At 63.9% G+C, this 18699-nt stretch carries 10 protein-coding genes; 5 read left to right on the plus strand and 5 right to left on the minus strand.

Annotated elements, in window-relative coordinates; genetic code table 11:
• Positions 1 to 211: 211 nt before the first annotated feature.
• The 3 genes from H045_RS10810 to H045_RS10820 are packed head-to-tail and all read right to left on the minus strand — an operon-like array spanning position 212 to position 4398.
• Positions 212 to 1276, minus strand: a complete 1065-nt coding sequence (locus H045_RS10810) for a lipocalin-like domain-containing protein (RefSeq protein ID WP_015372372.1) — start codon at positions 1274 to 1276, stop codon at positions 212 to 214.
• On the minus strand, positions 1266 to 3728 hold the full coding sequence (locus H045_RS10815; protein ID WP_015372373.1) for an ABC transporter permease: 2463 nt from the start codon (positions 3726 to 3728) through the stop codon (positions 1266 to 1268). The genes H045_RS10810 and H045_RS10815 overlap by 11 nt, the downstream gene beginning before the upstream one ends.
• 1 nt (position 3729) lies before the next feature.
• On the minus strand, positions 3730 to 4398 hold the full coding sequence (locus H045_RS10820) for an ABC transporter ATP-binding protein (RefSeq protein ID WP_015372374.1): 669 nt from the start codon (positions 4396 to 4398) through the stop codon (positions 3730 to 3732).
• A 273-nt stretch (positions 4399 to 4671) separates the two neighbouring features.
• On the opposite strand from H045_RS10820, the gene pmrG reads away from it, so the two are divergent.
• From pmrG to H045_RS10835, 3 genes are all read left to right on the plus strand, one after another.
• On the plus strand, positions 4672 to 5346 hold the full coding sequence (gene pmrG / locus H045_RS10825; RefSeq protein ID WP_003232207.1) for a lipopolysaccharide core heptose(II)-phosphate phosphatase PmrG: 675 nt from the start codon (positions 4672 to 4674) through the stop codon (positions 5344 to 5346).
• 187 nt (positions 5347 to 5533) lie between these two features.
• Complete coding sequence (arnT, locus tag H045_RS10830) at positions 5534 to 7189, plus strand: lipid IV(A) 4-amino-4-deoxy-L-arabinosyltransferase (protein WP_015372375.1); 1656 nt, start codon at positions 5534 to 5536, stop codon at positions 7187 to 7189.
• A gap of 8 nt (positions 7190 to 7197) precedes the next feature.
• Positions 7198 to 8715: an ArnT family glycosyltransferase gene (locus tag H045_RS10835; protein WP_015372376.1), complete on the plus strand. Its 1518-nt coding sequence runs from the start codon at positions 7198 to 7200 to the stop codon at positions 8713 to 8715.
• Positions 8716 to 8877: 162 nt separating this feature from the next.
• On the opposite strand, the gene H045_RS10840 is transcribed toward H045_RS10835, so the two are convergent.
• Entirely contained in the window at positions 8878 to 15147 is a 6270-nt protein-coding gene (locus H045_RS10840; protein ID WP_015372377.1) for a non-ribosomal peptide synthetase, read from the minus strand.
• Positions 15148 to 15628: 481 nt separating this feature from the next.
• Here H045_RS10840 and H045_RS10845 point away from each other — a divergent pair, with 481 nt between their 5' ends.
• Both H045_RS10845 and adeC read left to right on the plus strand, forming a co-directional pair.
• The gene (locus H045_RS10845) at positions 15629 to 16423 is read left to right on the plus strand and encodes a helix-turn-helix transcriptional regulator (protein WP_015372378.1); all 795 of its coding nucleotides are present in this window, start codon (positions 15629 to 15631) and stop codon (positions 16421 to 16423) included.
• Positions 16423 to 17859 carry an AdeC/AdeK/OprM family multidrug efflux complex outer membrane factor gene (gene adeC, locus H045_RS10850; protein WP_015372379.1) on the plus strand — a complete coding sequence of 479 codons (1437 nt, stop codon included), beginning with the start codon at positions 16423 to 16425 and terminating at the stop codon, positions 17857 to 17859. The genes H045_RS10845 and adeC overlap by 1 nt, the downstream gene beginning before the upstream one ends.
• Here adeC and H045_RS10855 read toward each other — a convergent pair.
• Complete coding sequence (locus H045_RS10855) at positions 17856 to 18698, minus strand: hypothetical protein (protein ID WP_015372380.1); 843 nt, start codon at positions 18696 to 18698, stop codon at positions 17856 to 17858. The genes adeC and H045_RS10855 overlap by 4 nt on opposite strands.
• Position 18699: the final 1 nt, after the last annotated feature.

The following is an 18699-nucleotide window of genomic DNA, read 5'->3' on the forward strand; positions in this document are numbered from 1 at the left end:
AAACCTTTACCACTTTGGCGAGCGGGCCTGTCGTGGCGAGCGGATTTGCCCGCGTTGGGGTGCGAAGCAGCCCTTGAACCAGGCTCTGAGTAGTGTCAGGTAAACCGCGTTTTTCTTGATTGGGGGCGCTTCGCACCCCAACGCGGGGCAAGCCCGCTCGCCACAACAGACCCCCTCCCACATTTGAACAGGTGTACATCAACAACCACGCTTAGTACCCGGTCATCTCCAGATACCCCACCCCGCCCTCAAACTTCACCGGACCTTCCCAGTACGGAATATTCAAATCCATCCAGGCCTTGGGATTGACGGCCTGCGTCGTAATATCCAACCCCTTGCCGGGAATCTTCAGCGACCATCGCGTGGGAATACGGCGCTCGTCAATCTCGGTGGTGGCCAATGGCGTGAGCTGGATATCGGCGTTATGCAAGGTCTGCGTCACCCCTTGCGGATCAATCCAGGTACCCGTCAGGTAACCCGAACCGTCCTTTTGCCGCACACGAAACAGCATCAACTGCTCGCCCCCGTCCAGGTGCAGCGAAAACCAGTCCCAGCCCGTCTGGCTGGCGGCCAATGGTTGGCTGCTCCACTCCCGATCCAGCCAGGCCGGCCCGGTCACTTGATACACCTTGCCATCGATGCTGACACTGCCGCTGGCCGTGAAAAACGGCTGACTGTAGTAGTACGACGCCTGGCCCTGATCCGATTTACGGCTGTAGCCACGGTCACCTTGCAGCACCAGCGGGCGGCTGGAGGTCAGGCGCAAATCGTAGGCAAACTGCGCGCCGCCGGCCTTGAGTTGCATATCCGCCAAGGGGCTTGTCGCGTCGGCACGGCTGGCAAAATTCCAATCGTCGATCCAGGCAGCAAACGGCGCCGCCTGAGCACCGGCCTGGCCGACGCCGCCACGGGCATAACGCTCGGCAGCATAGTGCCGGGTGGCGGAAGTAACGGCGGCATGGCCCAGCCAGACGCTGGAATCGCGCCAACCAGCCTGCACGGGACCGGCCTGCAAGGCATTGCGAAACAGCGTCCACTGCACGCCAAACACATTGCCCTGGGCGTCCTTCACGTTGGCGGTCACGTACCACCATTCGATCCGAAACCCTGGATGAGCGCCGTGGTCTTCGGGAAACGTGAACACCTTGCCCGGCACCACTTGCGCAAAGTCCGCCGCATCGCTGCCAAGGCCGGCGAAGCTTTCTTCGGGGGCGGGGGCTTTGTCGCACGCGCTCAACAGCAGCAACGCGCACCACAGCCAGGCTTTAATTTTCATGGGCGAAGGTCCTCAGCAGATCCGCCGGGCGGCTACGGTACAGCTGCCACAGCGGCCAGGCCGAGGCCAGCAGCGTGGCGAGCATTGCCAGGCCCAGCAACTGCGCCAACTGCCACGGGAACACCTGCAACGGCAGGCGCCAGCCAAAGGCCTGCACGTTGATCACCGCATCCAGGCACCAGGCCAGCAGCAGGCCCAGGGGCAAGGCCAGCACCAGGGTCAACACCGCCAGCAGCCAGGTCTGGCCCAGGTTGAGCAGCATCAGTTGGCGGCGCGTCACCCCCAGCGCCCACAACGGCGCGAGTTGACCGAGGCGGCTTTGGCTCTGGGTCAACAGGCTGATGAACAGCGCCACGCCGGCGACGCCGAGGGTGAGGCTGTTGAGCGCGGCCGTGGCGGCAAACGTGCGTTCGAACACCTGGCTCGACCAACCTTTGAGCTGCTGTTGATCGATGATACGGCTGTCTTCCAGGGCAAACGTGCGCTGCACGGCCTGGATCAACGACGGTACATTTTGCGGCAGTACGCGCAGGTTGAAGCGCACCGGCGACAGCCCCGGCCAGTGCGACAACAGGTGCTGTGAATCGACCAGCAGATGGCCCTTGGGGTTGCCGTAGTCGGCGTAGATCCCGACCACCGAGGGCGACCAGTTGCCCTGCGGGGTGGGCAAGTTGAACGTATCGCCCAGTCCCACCTTCAAGCGCCGCGCCAATTGTTCGCTGAGCATCACCGTATCGCCTTGATGCAGGCGGTCCCAGGGTTGGCCGACGGCTTCCAGCAAAGGCCAGTGCTGACGGTAAGTCGGGTCGTCGACCACACCGAACACGTCCGCGGGCAAGCCCTGCAACTGCACGCTGACCTGCCAGGCGGGCAGCACCGCCTGCACCTGCGGTTGGCGCGCCAGCCAGGTGTGCATCTGCTCGGCCTGCGCCGGGTTTTGCGGGTTGAGGTAAAGCTCGGCGGTGAGGCGCTGTTCCAGCCAGTTATCGAAAGTGTGGCGAAAGCCCGAGGTCATGGAGCCCGCACCGATATTGGCCGCCAGCGCCAACAGCAGAGCCATCAGCGCCAGGCTCAGTGCCGGCAGTTGCTGGCGACAGTCGGCGAGGAACCACTGCCCCAACACCGAACGGCTGCGCCCCAGCACGCCCTTGAGCAGCGCATTGAGCAACACCGGCAAGCCAAGCGCCGCGCCCAGCAACAGAGCGGCCATCAGCACGAACCCGGCGGCCAGGCTGTTGCCCAGCCACAGCGCCAGCAGCGCAACCAGCAGCGCCGCCCCCGCCACCCAACCCTGACGTCGCAACCAGCGGCCATGGGCCTCATGCCAGGCCTGGGCGTTGGCCAGCGCCAGCAGCGGCAAGCGCGCCGCGCGCCACAGGCTGCCGGCGCCGGCCAGCAGTGCACCGAGCAGGCTCAAGCCGAGCCCGGCCAACCACCAGCCCGGGCTGAGGCTCAGCTGGCCTGGCACTTCGGCGCCATACAGGCCGCGCAGGCTGGCAGCGACATCCGGCAGTAACAGACTGGCCAGCAGGTAACCGCTGGCCACGCCCAGTACGCCGCCGAGCAACGCCAGCACGCCCAGCTCCACACCCAGGCTGAGGATCAGCAGCCGCGCACTGACCCCGCACGCGCGCAAGGTGCGCAGCAGGCTGCGTCGTTGCTCCAGGGCCAGACCGATGGCTGCGTGGACGATAAACAAGCCGACCACAAAGGACAGAAACCCCAGGGCATCCAGGTTCAGGTGAAAGCTTTCGGTGAGGCGCGCGAGGTTGTTGTCTTCGCCCTGCTTGAGTTGCAAGCCGGCCGGTGGCGTTGGATGGGAGGCGGCGAAGGTCTTGTCCAGCAGCAGGCGCGACAATTGCCCCGACATGCCCAGCAAAGGTTGGGCAAAGCCGATGTCCATCAGCAGCAGGCCGGGAGCCATGTCCGGCTGGGCCTGCAAGGGCGGCAGGGTTTGCCCGCTGACGGTGTGCGGTTGCTCGCCCTCGCGCAGGCCGAGCGCGTGCAGGGTCTGCGGCGAAATCCAGGTGCGCCCCGGCGCTGCAAAAAACGCGAGCATCTGCGCCTGGCTCAAGCGCTGCCCTGCTACCGCGCCACTGCCAGGCAGGGACAGCGGCTCAATGCCCATCAACTGCAGGCGTTGGTCTTCATGCCCCTTGAGCAGCACGCGCCCCTGCACCACGGGCGATACCGGCCAGCCGGCGCGACGCAACTGCGCGAACAACGCCTGGGGGAAAGCGGCGCTATCCGGCGCACTCAGGCTGGCTTGCGGCTCACCGCCAATCAACTGGCCGGCGCGTGCGTAACTGTCTCGCGCCTGGCTGTTGAGGGCTTGCACACCCGTGAGCAACGCCGTGGCGAGCCACAAGCCGGTGAGCACACTGAAAAACTGCACGGGGTGACGCCGCCAGTGGCTGAGCAGCGCGCGCAAGGCCCAATAAAATACCCTCATTTCAAGGCGCAACAGCAGGCACGACCTGCCCGCGATGCAGCACCACCTGGCGGTCGAGCCGCGCCGCGATGCGCGGGCTATGGGTGACCATCAACAGACTGGTGGGGCTGTCGCGCAGCAGGTCCAGCAGCAGTTGCAGTACGTCGTCGCTGGTAGCTTCGTCGAGATTGCCAGTGGGTTCATCCGCCAACAGCAGGCCCGGCCGTGACGCCAGGGCGCGGCCCACCGCGACCCGCTGCTGCTGACCGCCCGAGAGTTGCTCGGGATAACGCTTGAGCAAGTCGCCCAGGCCAAGGCGCTCGACCAGTTGCGCCTGCCACTGCGGATCAAAACGCCCAGCCAGGCGCGCCTGGAACGCCAGGTTATCGTCGACGCGCAAACTGCCGATCAGGTTGAACTGCTGGAACACCAGGCCGATTTCGCTGCGCCGCCACTGCGCCAGTTGCGCCTCGCCCAATTGGTCCAGGCGCTGCTCGCCCACCTGGATACTGCCGGCGTCCACACGGTCGAGCCCGGCCACCAGGTGCAGCAACGTGCTCTTGCCGCTGCCCGACTCCCCCATCAGCGCCAGGCTGCTGCGCTCGCCCAGATGCAGGTCGACGCCAGCCAGCACCGCCAGCGGCCCCTGAGGGGTGGTGTAGCTTTTGCGCACACCGTGCACCTGCAACATAAACATGCTCACTTGAAAAACCGAAAACGAGAATAACGGCTGATGGCGCAACGTAAGCAAATTTTTCACATGGATTTCACTGCCCGCCCACCACTGCCACTTTAAATTGCGGGCCTGTTACGGATGCGCCTGCAACTTGTTAGTTATCCAATGCGACAACTTTTAACCGTCGAATGTTCAGCCAAAAGACAGCCGCCCTGTGACAGCCTCCTTATCCCACTGCGGGTATCCGTTAATGCATTGCGCCTACTTGAATATTAATAAATACGGGCCATGGTGAATGATGTGGTTGACCTCACGCTGACCAAACCGCGCACGCGCCGACGCTTTATCAAGCGCTGGCAAACGTGGCGGATGAGCCTTGCCGTCGTAAGCCTGATGCTTGCGGGCTGGCTGTTGTGGCCTGCAACACCCCGCGACCTGGGTGTGGGCAAGCGGCTGATGACTGCGCACCTGCTGCCTGCCTGGCGGGAAGGTGAACTGATCGTGCTGGTGCGCCATGAAGAGCGCTGTGATCGCTCGAAAAACCCCTGTCTCGGTCCACTTGACGGCCTCACCGCCGTCGGCAACCAACACGCCGAGGCGCTGGGAAAAGCCTTCAGGGTATTGGGCATGACGCATACCGATGTGCTTGCCAGCCCCGCCACTCGCACGGTCCAGACCGCTCAGGCGATGTTCGGCAAGGTTCAATTGACGGCCGATCCGCAGGCCATCTGCGGCGAGGCGATCGGCGAAGAGTTGCTGCAACACAAACACCCTGGACGCAACCTGATCTTTGTCACTCACAGTGGCTGCATCGCCGACTTCGAAAAAGCCCTGGGCTATCCCCACGCGGCGTTTCCCCAGTACGGCAGTGCGCTGTTTATACGCGCAAGGGCCGACGGCAGGTTCGACACCCTGGGCCTGGTCAATGGTCCGGCATGGCCGGCTGTTTTGAAAAACCTGTAAACACACTCTTTTACATATCCAGCCCTGCCTATTCAGCAAAATGACAGGCCTGCTCTGGCATGTTGAGCCGCGCGTTAATTAACGCAGCCCACCATAACTCGACCCAGTTAGTGAACATTTTGAGTCCTGCTCTTATTACTTATATAGCCCCCCACTCCGTCAATAAGTGTCAAGGAGCCGTGCGCTCATGACCCGATTAAAACCTTTTCCCCTACTGTTGCTGGCAATCGCCGCGTTTTACCTGCTGCCCCTTGGCCTGCACGGCCTGTGGGTGCCCGACGAAACCCGCTACGCCCAGATCAGCCAGGAAATGCTCACCAGTGGCAACTGGGTGTCTCCGCATTTCATGGGGTTGCGCTACTTCGAGAAACCCGCCGGCGGCTACTGGTTGATTGCCCTGGGCCAGGCGGTGTTCGGCCAGAACCTGTTCGGCGTGCGGATTGCCTCGGCACTCACCACGGGCCTGAGCGTGCTGCTGGCCTACCTGATCGCCCGCCGCCTGTGGAACGACCCACGCAAAAGCTACGCCTGCGCCCTGCTCTACCTGAGCTTCGGCCTGGTGGCCGGGCAAGCCGGGTATTCCAACCTCGATCCGCAATTCACGTTCTGGGTCAATCTCAGCCTGGTCGCGCTGTGGTTCGCTCTCGACAGCCGCACGCCACGCGCCCGACTCGGCGCCTGGGCGCTGCTCGGGGTGGCCTGCGCCATGGGTTTCATGACCAAGGGGTTCCTCGCCTGGCTGCTGCCGGTGCTGATCGCCGTGCCCTACCTGCTGTGGCAGCGCCGGTTGGGTGAGCTGCTGCGCCATGGCCCATTGGCTGTCGGCATTGCCCTGCTGCTGTGCCTGCCCTGGGCCTGGGCGATTCATATGCAGGAACCGGACTACTGGCGCTTCTTTTTCTGGCACGAACACATCCGTCGATTTGCCGCCGATGATGCACAACATGCACGGGCGTGGTGGTTCTTCCTGCCGATCCTGGTAGTGGCGTGCCTGCCCTGGGCCGGGCTGCTACCCAGCACACTGCTCAAAAGCTGGCGGGAAAAACGTCAACCGGCCATCGTGTTCCTTTCCCTCTGGCTGTGGCTGCCGCTGGCGTTTTTCAGCCTGAGCCGGGGCAAGCTGCCAACCTACATCATGCCGTGCCTGCTGCCGCTGGCCCTGTTGATGGGGCATGCGCTGATCGACCTGGTCCACCAGCACAAACCACGCGCGATCCGCCTCAACGGCGTGATAAACCTGGTCGTCGGCCTGCTCGCGATGGCGGCCTTGATCTACCTGCAAATCGACCGCCCGCTGTACGGCAACAGCCATGCCGAGATGTTCAGCCTGTCGCTGGCATTTATCGTGCTGCTGGGCTGGATCCTTGCCAACCTGCTGCAAGCCTTCCGCCCGCTGACGCTGTGGGCGACACCAGCGCTGGGCATCGGCCTGCTGGTGGTGTTACTGCCGGTGGGGATGCCGGCGCAGATAGCCAATAACGAAATGCCCGATCAGTTCGTGCTCGAACACCTGGACGAACTGCAGCAGACCCAGGCGCTGTTGAGCAATCAACTGGAATCGGCGTCCGCACTGGCCTGGCGCCTGAACCGCGCGGACGTCACGCTTTACAACACCGAAGGCGAACTGCGCTACGGCCTGCAGTATGCCGATGCGGCGCACCGCAAGGTCAACCTGGAGAACGTCCAGGCCTGGCTCGCCGAGGCGCGCAAACACGGTTCGGTCGGCGTGCTGCTGCGCGTCAGAAGCACCAGCGAACACCGTGAAGAGGGGCAACTGCCACCCGGTGGCAAGCGCTACCGCAAGGGCGACCTGGTCATTACCCTCTACCCGCAAACCCCTTAGGACTACCCATGAGCTTCTGGAAAACCGAACGCGGCGCCCTGCTGTTGCTGCTGGGCGTATCAGCCCTGCTCCTGCTGCTGGGCCTGGGCAGCCGCGACCTGTGGGGACCGGAAACACGCTGGGCGAATATCGCCCTGCAGATGCTGCAAAGCGGCGACTACTTCGACCCTTATCTCAAGGGCGCGCCCTACTATGACAAACCCCTGCCCTCCTACTGGCTGATCACTGGCTTTGCCAACCTGATGGGCGGCCTGGGCCCGTGGTCGCTGCGCCTGTCGTCAGTGATCGCCGCGTGGTTGAGCATCTGGCTGGTGTACCTGATCGGCGAGCGCCTGTTTCGCAAGGGCACCGGGCTGATTGCCGGCTGGATGCTGGCCACCACGTTCTATTTTCTATTCTGGGCGCGGGTGGCCACGGCGGATGTGCTCACCGTGTGCGGCGTGCTGGCCGCCGTATGGTGGTACTGGCGCGGGCCGGACGACACGCGGCTGGGGCGCTATACGGTGTTTTTCCTGCTGCTGGCGGCGACGTCATTGTTCAAGGGCTTGATCGGTTTCGTACTGCCGGGCCTGGTGCTGTTACCGCACCTGCTCAGCGAACAGCGCTACAAACGCCACTTCAACCTTCGCCTGCTGCTGGCCGTGCTGATCGCCGGTGCGTTCTATGCGATTCCCTTCGTGCTGTCCCATCTCTATGGCGCACCCACCTATGGCGAAAGCGGCCTGGAACTGGTGTTCAAGGAAAACGTGGTGCGCTTCTTCGACCCCTTCGACCATATGGGGCCGATCTACACCTACCTGATCTACCTGCCGGCGTACACCCTGCCATGGGCACCCTGCTGGATGCTCGGCCTGTGGCTGGTGCTGCGCCACTGGCGCGACACGCCGCCCAATGTGCGCTGGCTGGTGTGGGGGCTGGGCCTGTTGTTCGTGTTCTTCACCGCCAGCGGCAGCCGACGCAGCTACTACGTACTGCCCCTGGTACCTTTTGCCCAACTGCTGGCGGCATGGTGGTTGAGCGAGCGCCTGGCGAAAAACCCCGCCAGTCGGCCGCGCTGGCAAAAGGGCTTTGGCTTCGCTGCGGGCTTGATGCTGCTGGTGATCGGCGGGGTGTATCCCTGGACCAACGGCAATGGCGGCGTGACACAGTTTGTCGAGGACGTGAAAGCACAGGCGGTGAAAACAGCGCCGTGGGATCAGTGGCAGATGGTATTGGTGGAAGTCGACAACAAGCTGCCGATGTACCTGAACAATGGCGGCAAACCCTTCTACTACGTCAGTGAAACCCAAAACTTCCCGCGCCAGGGCGACAGCGCCACGCTCATGGCCTGGCTGGAGAAAACCAGCGGCCAGCGGTTTGATCCACAGCACACCATCATCATCGCGCAGTTCTCCAAAGACGACCCGACGCCGCTGGCCTATCTGGGGGTGGATCACCAAGTGATTGTTACCCAGCCGGATAATGGAGAGCGGTTGTTCCACAAGCGTGAAGGTGGGAGTGTGGGGTTTATGCCAGTGCGCCAATGAAACAACCCCGGTCCTTATTTACACGGGATATCCAGTATGGGCGGGCTTGCTCCCGATAGCGGTGAATCAGTCAACCCATCATCGACTGACCCTCTGCCATCGGGAGCAAGCTCCCTCCCACTGGGAGCGCATTTCAAACTCGGGTTCAGCGTTAATACACCCTCAAATCCTGCGACGACGATTGAGCTGCGGAATGCTGGTTTGCGCCACTTCCACCCGCTGCACCTGCACCTGGGTGCGCGCGGCCAGTTGCGCCACGGTCGGCTGGCTGAACAGGGTGCGTGCATCCACTTCCAGTCCGGCCTTGCGCAGGCGTGCCACCAGGTTTACCGCCAGCAGGGAATGGCCGCCCAGCTCGAAAAAGTGGTCATGGCGCCCCACTCTCTCCAGTTTCAGCACATCGGCCCAGATCCCGGCCATGGTGGTTTCCACCTCGCCTTGCGGCGCCTCGTAGGCGCGGCTGATCACTGCCTCGAGGCCCGGCTCCGGCAAGGCCTTGCGGTCGAGTTTGCCCGCCGGGTTCAGTGGCAACGCCTCGATCTGCACGAAGGCGGCCGGCACCATGTACTCGGGCAGTTGCTCCAGCACATGGGCCCGCAGCGTTTCAAGGCTCGGCGCCGTTTCGCGTACGGTGAAATAGGCCACCAGACGATCTTCTCGGATCAGCACTGCCACTTCACGCAACGCCGGATGCGCCAGCAGGCGTGACTCGATCTCGCCCAACTCCAGGCGCACGCCGCGCAGCTTGACCTGGAAGTCATTGCGCCCCAGAAATTCCAGATTGCCGTCCGGCAGGTAACGCACCAGGTCGCCGGTGCGATACAGGCGGTCGCCGGCCACGAACGGGCTGTCGATAAAGCGCTCGGCGGTCATCTGCGTCAGGCCCAGGTATCCGCGCGCCACGCCAACCCCACCGATATGCAACTGGCCGCTGACCCCCAGCGGCACCGGCGTATCGTGGTCATCCAGCACATAAAGGCGCGTGTTGCTGATTGCGCGGCCGATCGGCAGTTGCAGCGCTGGCACCGGTGCGCCGGGTTCGAGGGTCCAGGCGCTGCTGTCGACGGTGGCTTCGGTGGGGCCGTAGACGTTGTGCAGCCGCACATGGGGCAAGCGCGCCTGCACGCCACGGGCCAGGGTTTCGGTCAGTTCGCCGCCGCCGCACAGCACGTCGGTGAGGCTGGTGCACAGCGCCGACTCGTCCAGTTCGAGGAACTGTTGCAACATCGCCGGCACGAACTTGATCACGCTGATGCGTTGCTCGCGAATCACCTGCGCCAGGTACGCCGGCTCCCGATGCCCGTCAGGTCGCGCCAGCACCAGGCGCATGCCGTTGGTCAGCGGCCAGAACAGCTCCCACACCGAACCGTCGAAGCTGAACGGCGCGCGTTGCAGCAGCGCGCCGCCTTCAGCATTCGGGCACAGTGTGGAACCCCAGTGCATCAGGTTGCTCAGGCCGCGATGCTCGATCATCACACCTTTGGGCGTGCCGGTGGAGCCGGACGTGTACATCACGTAGGCCAGGTTGGCGGCACTCAGGCCCGGCACCAGCGGATTGCCGGTCGGCGCGTGGCGCCAGGCGCAGCAGTCGAAGTCGATCAGCGGAATCGACACGTCGCCCGGCAGGTCGCGCGTTGCGGCATGCACCAGCAGCGCCACTGGCTGGCTGTCGTGCAGCATGTAGGCCAGGCGCTCGCGCGGGTAACCAGGGTCCAGTGGCACGTAAGCGCCGCCGGCCTTGAGAATCGCCAGCAAGCCCACGACCAGATCCAGCCCGCGCTCGACGCACAGCGCCACCCGCGAATCGGGCCGCACCCCGCGCTCACGCAGGTGGTAAGCCAGCTGGTTGGCGCGCTCGTTGAGCTGTTGGTAGCTCAGCTGCTGCTCGCCGGCCTGCACCGCGATGGCGTGAGGCGTATGCCGCGCATGCGTCTCGAACAGTGCCTGCACGCTGAAAGTGTCGGGGTAGACGGTGTCGGTGGCGTTGAAGGCCACCAGCAAGGTGCGCAGTTCGCCGGCGGGCAGCACCGGCACGTCGCGTAGCGCCGACGTCGGCGCCTGCTCCAATGCCCGCACCAGGCCACACACCGCCGTGTCGAGGTAGGCCAGCAGCCGCGCGGCGCCGATCTTGTCTGGCGCCTTGGCCTTGAGGCGGAACCCGTCGGCGGTGTCATCCACCGTGAGCATCAGCGGGTAGCTGAGGACGTCTTCACTGCTGAGCAGGGCAATCCCGGGCACCAGCTTCAGCTCGGGATCAGCCGAGGTATGCCGGTAATTGAGCAGGCTGTTGAACAACGGCGATGCGTTGCTGCAACGCTGGGCCAGCGCCAGCGACGCCTGCTCGTGAATGAGCAAGGCACTCAGTTGGGCGTGGGTGTCACTCAGCGCATCCACCACACGTTGCCCGGCCAGCCGCACCCGCAGCGGCAGCGTATTGATGAACATGCCCAGGGCGCGGTCAGCGCCCTCGCCCGCCTGCAGGCGGCCAAGCAATACGGTGCCGAACACCACGTCATAACGGCCCGACACACGGCTGAGAACCTGGGCCCAGGCCAGGTGAAACAGGCTCGCGGCACTCACGCCCACGGCACGAGCCTGTTCGCGTATGCGTTGATTGAGGTGTTCGCCGAGGGCCTGTTCGGCCTCTTCAGTGTCAGCGCGATTGGCCTGGCGCTCCTGCAAGCCGAACGCCAATGTCGGTTCGTCGACATCCGCCAGACGCTCGCGAAAAAACGCCTCATGGGCGGCCTGGCGCGCTGGCAAGCGGCTCTGCGCGACCACATTGCGATACGGCACCGGCGCCGGCAGTTGCGCCTGCTGGCCGAGCAGGTGCGCGCGAATCTCGTCCACCAGCACGGTGGTCGAGGTGGCGTCGTTGACCAGATGGTGGAAGCGCAATCGCGCAACCCAGCGCTGCTGCTGCGGCTGTTCGGCATAGTCCAGGGCCATCAGCGGCGCCTGACGCAAGTCCAGCGGTTCATGGGTGTCGCCCAGCGGCGCGACGCGCAAGTGCGCCTTGCGCCACACCACCTGCATCGGTTGTTCCAGCGCATCCCAGGCCAGGCTGGTGCGCAGGATGTCATGGCGGTCGATCACCTGTTGCAAAGCCTGGGCAAAAGCATCGAGCTGCTCGCGCCGGGCAAAGCTGAACATCGCGTGCTGCTGGTACGGGTCGCGCTCGTCGGTGAGGTGGTGATAGAGCAAGCCTTCCTGCAACGGCGCCAGCGGGTAGAGGTCCTGCACATTCGCCGCGCCGCCGGGAATGCCCGCGACGATGCGGTCGATGCTCGGCTGGTCGAGTTCGGCAAGGACCAGCAGGTCCGGGGTGATGTGGGTGCAATCTGGCGCAATGCGGTTGGCCGGCACCGCCGCTTCACGGCCTTGGCTGACGGCCGCCAGCGCCGCCAGGGTGGGCTGGCCGAACAGCACCTGTACGTCGGCATGCAGCCCCGCCTCGCGCATGCGCTGCACCAGTTGCACCGCCAGCAACGAGTGCCCGCCCAGCTCGAAGAAATGATCATGCCGGCCCACGTGCTGCACCTGCAGCAGCTCGGCCCAGATCTGCGCCAGGGTGGTTTCCGCGCCGTCGTACGGTGCTTCGTAGCGCCGGGTGACAAAGGCGTCCTGGGTCGGTGACGGTAACGCCTTGCGGTCGAGTTTGCCGTTGGCGGTGAGGGGCAGACTGGTCAGCTTCACGTAAGCGGCGGGCAGCATGTAGTCGGGCAGCGTCGTCTGCAGGTGCGCGCGCAGGGCATCGATATCGACAGGGCCATGCTCGATGAACCAGGCCAGCAGTTGCCCCTCGCGGAACTGCACCACGGCCTCCTTGACGGCAGGATGGCCGGCCAGGGCAGTCTCGATTTCTCCGAGCTCAATGCGCACACCGCGAATTTTCACCTGGTCGTCATTGCGCCCCAGGTATTCAAGGTTGCCATCGGGCAGCCAGCGCGCCAGGTCGCCGGTGCGGTACATGCGGCCGGGGTTGAAAGGGTCATCCAGAAAGCGTTCGGCGCTGAGGTCCGGGCGGTTGAGGTAACCGCGCGCCACGCCGTTACCGCCGACATACAACTCACCCGCAATGCCAATCGGCAGCAGGCGTTGCCGGGCATCCAATACGTAGACCCGGGCATTGGCCACAGGCTTGCCGATATGCAGCACCCGCCCCGCTTCGACCCGTGCGGACGTGGCGACCACCGTGGCTTCGGTGGGCCCGTAGTTGTTGATCACGTCGAAGGTTTGCCCACGGCTGAACGCGCGCAGGCGGTCGCCACCGATGAGCAAGGTGTGCAGGGTCGGATGTTCCAGGCCCTGGCTGAAGGCGTACTCGGCCACCGGCGTGGGCAGGAAGCACACGTCCAGCGGCTGCGCGCGCCACCAGTCGAGCAGCGCATCGATGTCTTCGGCGCCGTTGCGAGCCGGCGGCAGGTGCAGCGTGGCGCCCACGCACAGCGCCGGCCAGACCTCCCAGGCCATCGCATCAAAGCCGAACCCGGCGACGCTGGCGGTGTGGCTGCCCGCGTGCAGGTTGAAGGTCCGGCAGTGCCAGTCCACCAGGTTCGACACGCTGTGGTGCTCGACCATCACGCCTTTGGGCAGGCCGGTGGAGCCGGAGGTGTAGATCACATAAGCGAGGTGCGTGGGCTGCACCGCCACGTCGGGATTGGTGCCCAGGTGCAAGGCAGGCCGGTCCAGCTCGATCACCGGCACATCCAGCGCAGGCAGGCGCTGGCGCAGGTCATGTTGGGTCAGCACGGCGACCGGGGCGCTGTCGTGCAGCAGGTAGTTGAGACGTTCGGCGGGATGAGCCGGATCTACTGGCACATAGCAGGCTCCGGACTTGAGGATCGCCAGCAGCCCCACCAGGGTGTCCAGCCCGCGCCGGGCCAGGATCACCACGCGGTCGTCCGGCTGTACACCCTGTTCGATGAGCTGATGGGCCAGGGCATTGGCCTGTTGATTGAGCTGGGCATAGCTCAGTTGCCGCTCATGGTACACCGCCGCCACGGCCTGCGGCGTGCGCGCAGCCTGGGCTTCGATACGCGCGTGCAGGGTACTCGGCTGGGTGTCGGGCTGTGCGGTGGCGTTGAACTGTTGCAGTTGCGCCTGCTCGGCCGGGGTGATCAGGGACATTTCGGCGAGGGCGAGCGCCGTGTCTTGCAGGCCCTGTTCCAGCAACCCGATAACGCGCTGGGCCAGTGCCTGGACCTCGTCGTGACTGAAATACGCCTCGTTGTACACGCAATGCAGGCAGGCGGTGTCCTGCACGCGGTTGCTGCGCAGGTGAATGGCAATCGGCAGCGCTTCATGGTGGTTGGAGACCTTGACGGCGCGGGCCTGAAACTCGCCGTAGCGCAGCTCATGGTCGTCCTGCTCGTAGGACACCGACACCTCGAACAGCTGACCGCGATCCGTGCGGCGCAGGCCCAGCTCACGGTTCATCTCGCTCAAGGGGAAGCGCTGGTGGCGCATGTCCTGCTTGAGTTGGTCGCGCACGCCGCGCACCAGCTCGCCGAAAGACAGCTGCTCGCTGAATTGAAAACGTACCGCGCTGACCTGGGCAAACATCCCCACGGTCGCGCGAAATTGCGCATTGGCGCGGTTGAGCATCGGCAGCCCCACCACCCACTCATCGCGCTGATGGGCGCGGGTGAAAGACACATATAACGCCGCCAGCCATACATGGAACGCCGAGGCCTGGTAACGGCTGGCCACCTCTTCCATGCGGTGCAGCAACGCCACGGGAAACCCTTGCACCAGCGTGCTGCTCGGCGCTGGCGCGGAGTGCCGTGGCGTCAGCAGCGGCTCGGGCAGGGTCTGGTATTTGTCCAGCCAATACGCGCGGTCGCGTGTGCAACGCGGCGACTGCCGGTAGTGCTGGTCGGCGTCGATGAAGTCGATATACGACGGCGCCAGTATCTGTGGCCGCCGGCCTTGGGCCAGATCCGTGTAGAGCTGCGCCAGGGAATGCAGCATCTGGCCGAAGCCCCAGCCATCGAGGATCAGGTGATGGGCCTGGGTGCCGAGCCAATAGTGGTCAGCGTCGAGCTTGACCAGGAAAAAGCGGAACAACGGCTCGCCCTGCAACGCATAGGGCCGGGCCATCTGCGCCTGCATCAAGGCCTGGGCGGCGACTTGCGGCGCGGGCAAAGCCGAAAAATCGTGCTGCGGCACCTCTACCGTCAGTGCCGCAGCGAAGTACTGGCGTGGCAAGCCGTCGGCGTCGCTGAACAGCTGAGTGCGCAACCCATCGTGCAGGGCTACCAGGTGCTCGATGGCCTGCTGGATCAGCGCCGGCTCGACCGGGCCGTCAATGTCGAGAAAACCACCGATGTTGTAGAGCGGCGAGTCACCCGCGCGCTGTTGGTCGAGCCAGATGTCCTGCTGGGCGGCGGTGAGTGGGAAGCTGGGCGAAGGGCTGAAAATGTGCGGCATAAGATCCTTCTCATGGGGGGGGGGCGCCAGGGAGGTCCATCACGGCGAAATTGCCGGATTGGAGCATGGGGGTACGGGGCTGCCTGACACCCCAAACCCGGACATTCAAATGAATGGATCCGGCCAGGCTGAAGGTTCACCGCTGAAACGATTAAAGCGTTGTAGGAGATTGGCTATATCTGCCCGAGGATGGCAATTAGACATCTCAGCTTTAAATGGGTATTTCCCTTTTGAATCAATGGATTAAAAATCCATAAAAATCTGCGAGGGTTATGCGTATATGGAAATACCTGACAGAACCGTCGAATTATTGGCGGCGCTTTTGTGGCAGGTTGTGTCCCTCGTTTCCGCTACATACGTAGGACAAATCCATATGGCTAAATGAAATCTCGAACGCCGAGTTACGTTCAAGCAGTACGGCGCGTCCCGCACAGACCCAGGGCGCCCAATGACGGTTTTCGACATCAAGGATGAGATGGCTATGAGTCTGACGCGTACCCTGAGCAACACAACCAGCCCGCATTTCTATGCCGAAATGGGTGAACTGATTTCAAGCAGCGGCCAGGAAGACTTCGCCGCACACATGCTGCACCTGGTGGACAAATGGGTGCCGATCCACATGGTGGACCTCAGCGAATGGACCCTGGACGAGCTGCGTGATCGCGTGCTCGATATCAAGCTGCTCGGCAGCGCGGGCCTCAAAAGCGAGCTGTCTGCACCCCAGACCCTGCACCCGCTCAACGACCATCCGCTGCTGCGGGAGATGCTGCGCATGCAGGACCCGCTGCTGATTCAGATGCGCGCCCAACCCAACAGTGCACACCCGCGCGGCACCTCGCACCAGTGCAACCTCGTGGCTCGCCAGGGCAACCGGCGCCAGGTGATTTCGTTTTACCGCCCGCCGGCCCAGCGTGGGTTTTCCCTGGCACAACTGTCCTTCCTCAAGTGCCTGTCGGATACGCTGCTGCCGTTGCTGGAGCGCCATGCCCAATTGCTTCACCAGGCGCCGCAGAACAGTCTGGAACCGGTGCATAACCCGCTGGAGCAATCGCAATTGCAGCGTGAGTTCTACAAGCGCCTGTCGCTGAGCGATATCACGTTGTCGGCGCGGGAGCAGGAAGTGTGCCTGGGCCTGTTGACCGGCGGCACCGTGCCGCAGATGGCGGAAAAACTCAGCGTAAAAAACAGCTCGGTTGAAACCTACCTCAAGCGCGCCGCCGCCAAACTGGGCGTGAGTGGCCGCCATGGCCTGGCCAAATGGATGGTGGGCACGTGATGAGCAGGCCCTTGATTAATAGCGTCACCGTCACAGCCGTCGGCATGGCCTGCCTGCTCGGCGGCTGCTCGCTGATTCCCGAGTACCAACGGCCCCAGGCACCGGTGCCGCAGCACTACCCACAGGACGGGGTATACCGCCAGGCGCAAGCGGGCACGCAAACCACCTCGGACTGGCAGCACCTGTTCCATGACCCCGCGCTGCAACAGCTGATTGGTGAAGCACTGGTCAACAACCGCGACCTGCGGGTGGCGACGCTGAATGTCGAGGCATTCCACGCCCAGTACCGTATCCAGCGTGCCGACCTGTTCCCGGCAGTGTCCGCCGCCGGTGCCGGCAAGCGCCAGAAAGTGCCGGCGGACGTGACGGGCACCGGAAAGTCGGCGATCACCTCCAGCTATTCGGCCACCCTGGGCATCAGCGCTTATGAACTGGACCTGTTCGGCCGTGTTCGCAGCCTCAGCGAACAGGCGATGCTCACCTACCTGGGCACCGCAGAGGCCCGTCGCAGCGCGCAGTTGAGCCTGGTGGCGAATGTGGCCAACGCCTACCTCACATGGCGTGCCGATCAGGAGCTGCTGGACCTGGCACAACAAACCCTGACCGCCAACGAACGCAGTCTGCACCTCACCGACCGCAGCAAACGCGCGGGCAAGGCCTCTGCAGTGGAGGTGGTGCAGGCGCGCACCAGCGTCGAAAGCACCCGCGCCAGCGTGGCCCGTTACCAGCGCCAGGTGGCCCAGGACCTCAACAGCCTCGCCTTGCTGATCGGCGGCCCGGTAGACCCAAGCCTGCCGTCGCGCCCGCTGGCCGACGACCTGGTTGCACGGGTGCCCGCCGGCTTGCCCTCAGACCTGCTGCAGCGCCGCCCGGATATCCTCCAGGCCGAATACCAGTTGCAGGCCGCCAACGCCAATATCGGCGCCGCCCGCGCAGCGTTTTTCCCCTCGGTGAGCCTCACGGCCAATGCCGGCAGCGCCAGCACCGAGCTGTCGGGGCTGTTCAAGGGGGGCTCGGGCACCTGGACGTTTCAGCCGCAGATCAACCTGCCGATCTTCAACGCCGGCAGCCTGCGCGCCAGCCTTGACTACGCCAAGCTGCAAAAAGACATCACGGTGGCCCAATACGAAAAATCGATCCAGACCGCCTTCCAGGAAGTAGCCGATGGCCTCGCCGCACGTCAGACGTTCGTCGACCAGCTCAACGCGCAACGGGATTTCGTGGCCGCCAGCCAGACCTATTACGACCTTGCCCAGCACCGCTACCGCAGCGGTATGGACAGCAACCTGACGTTCCTCGACGCACAGCGTTCGCTGTTCAGCGCGCAGCAGGCATTGATCGTGGATCGACTGGCGCAGTTAGTGGCGCAGGTGAACCTGTATACCGCGCTGGGGGGCGCGTGGGCCGAGGCCCCGCGCCTCGCGGTTGCACCCTAGAGCAATTTGAGCCCGATCGCCGAGCGGTTGCGCCATTGTGATTCATTCAGCTCGGCTGCCTTTCCGTAGTCATCCAGCTTGCCGTTGATGACTGCCATTGAGTGCACTGAGTCAGCGACCGTGCCGATGGCCCCCCGCCTGAAGTCTTCAAGGGTGGCCGGGGCCACGTAGTTCTTCAGGCCCAGGCGGCGCAGGGCCTGCCCTGGGTATTCGCCATCGTTCAAACTGGTCAGGGCAGCGGTGTAGTCCTTTTTATCAACACCATCATTGCCTTCCATCTGGGCTCGCTTGCCACTGACGGCATACAGGAACTGTGCATTGACCAGCACGTCATTGGGCCTGTTTGCCTTGAAATCCGAGGCTTTGCGGGCTTGCTCCAACTCTGCGTGACTGATGTGCAGCCTGTAGGCATCGCGCATGACTACCTCAAAACCCGTGGCGGTCGCCCGTACCCGCTTGAAGACGCCGTGAGGGTTGTGACCGAACCTCATCATTGCCGCCTTGATTGCGGAAACGGTGACGCAGTTCCTTTCATCATTCTGATAAAAATCCGTGAATACATCGGCCGGTTTTATGCCGATATTCGCCGCCGTGCCGCGGATAAATCGCCCAGTCTCGACCGCACCCGGCGCCTGGTTTTCAGCCTGCGTGATGCGCAGGCGATTCACTTCGTGGGTGTCATACCGGACGCTCTGGCGTGCAGACAGTTGCCTTAGCCGTTTGCCCAACACGTCCATCGCACTGATCAGGTGTTCTGCGTTCTGCCTCGATGCAGGCTCGATCGGCGTACGCGCCGCGCCATGATCCGCCCTTCCAACATGCACATTCAGATTCAGCATT

The sequence above is a fragment of the Pseudomonas poae RE*1-1-14 genome (genome assembly GCF_000336465.1).
Classification (GTDB): Bacteria; Pseudomonadota; Gammaproteobacteria; order Pseudomonadales; family Pseudomonadaceae; genus Aquipseudomonas; species Aquipseudomonas poae.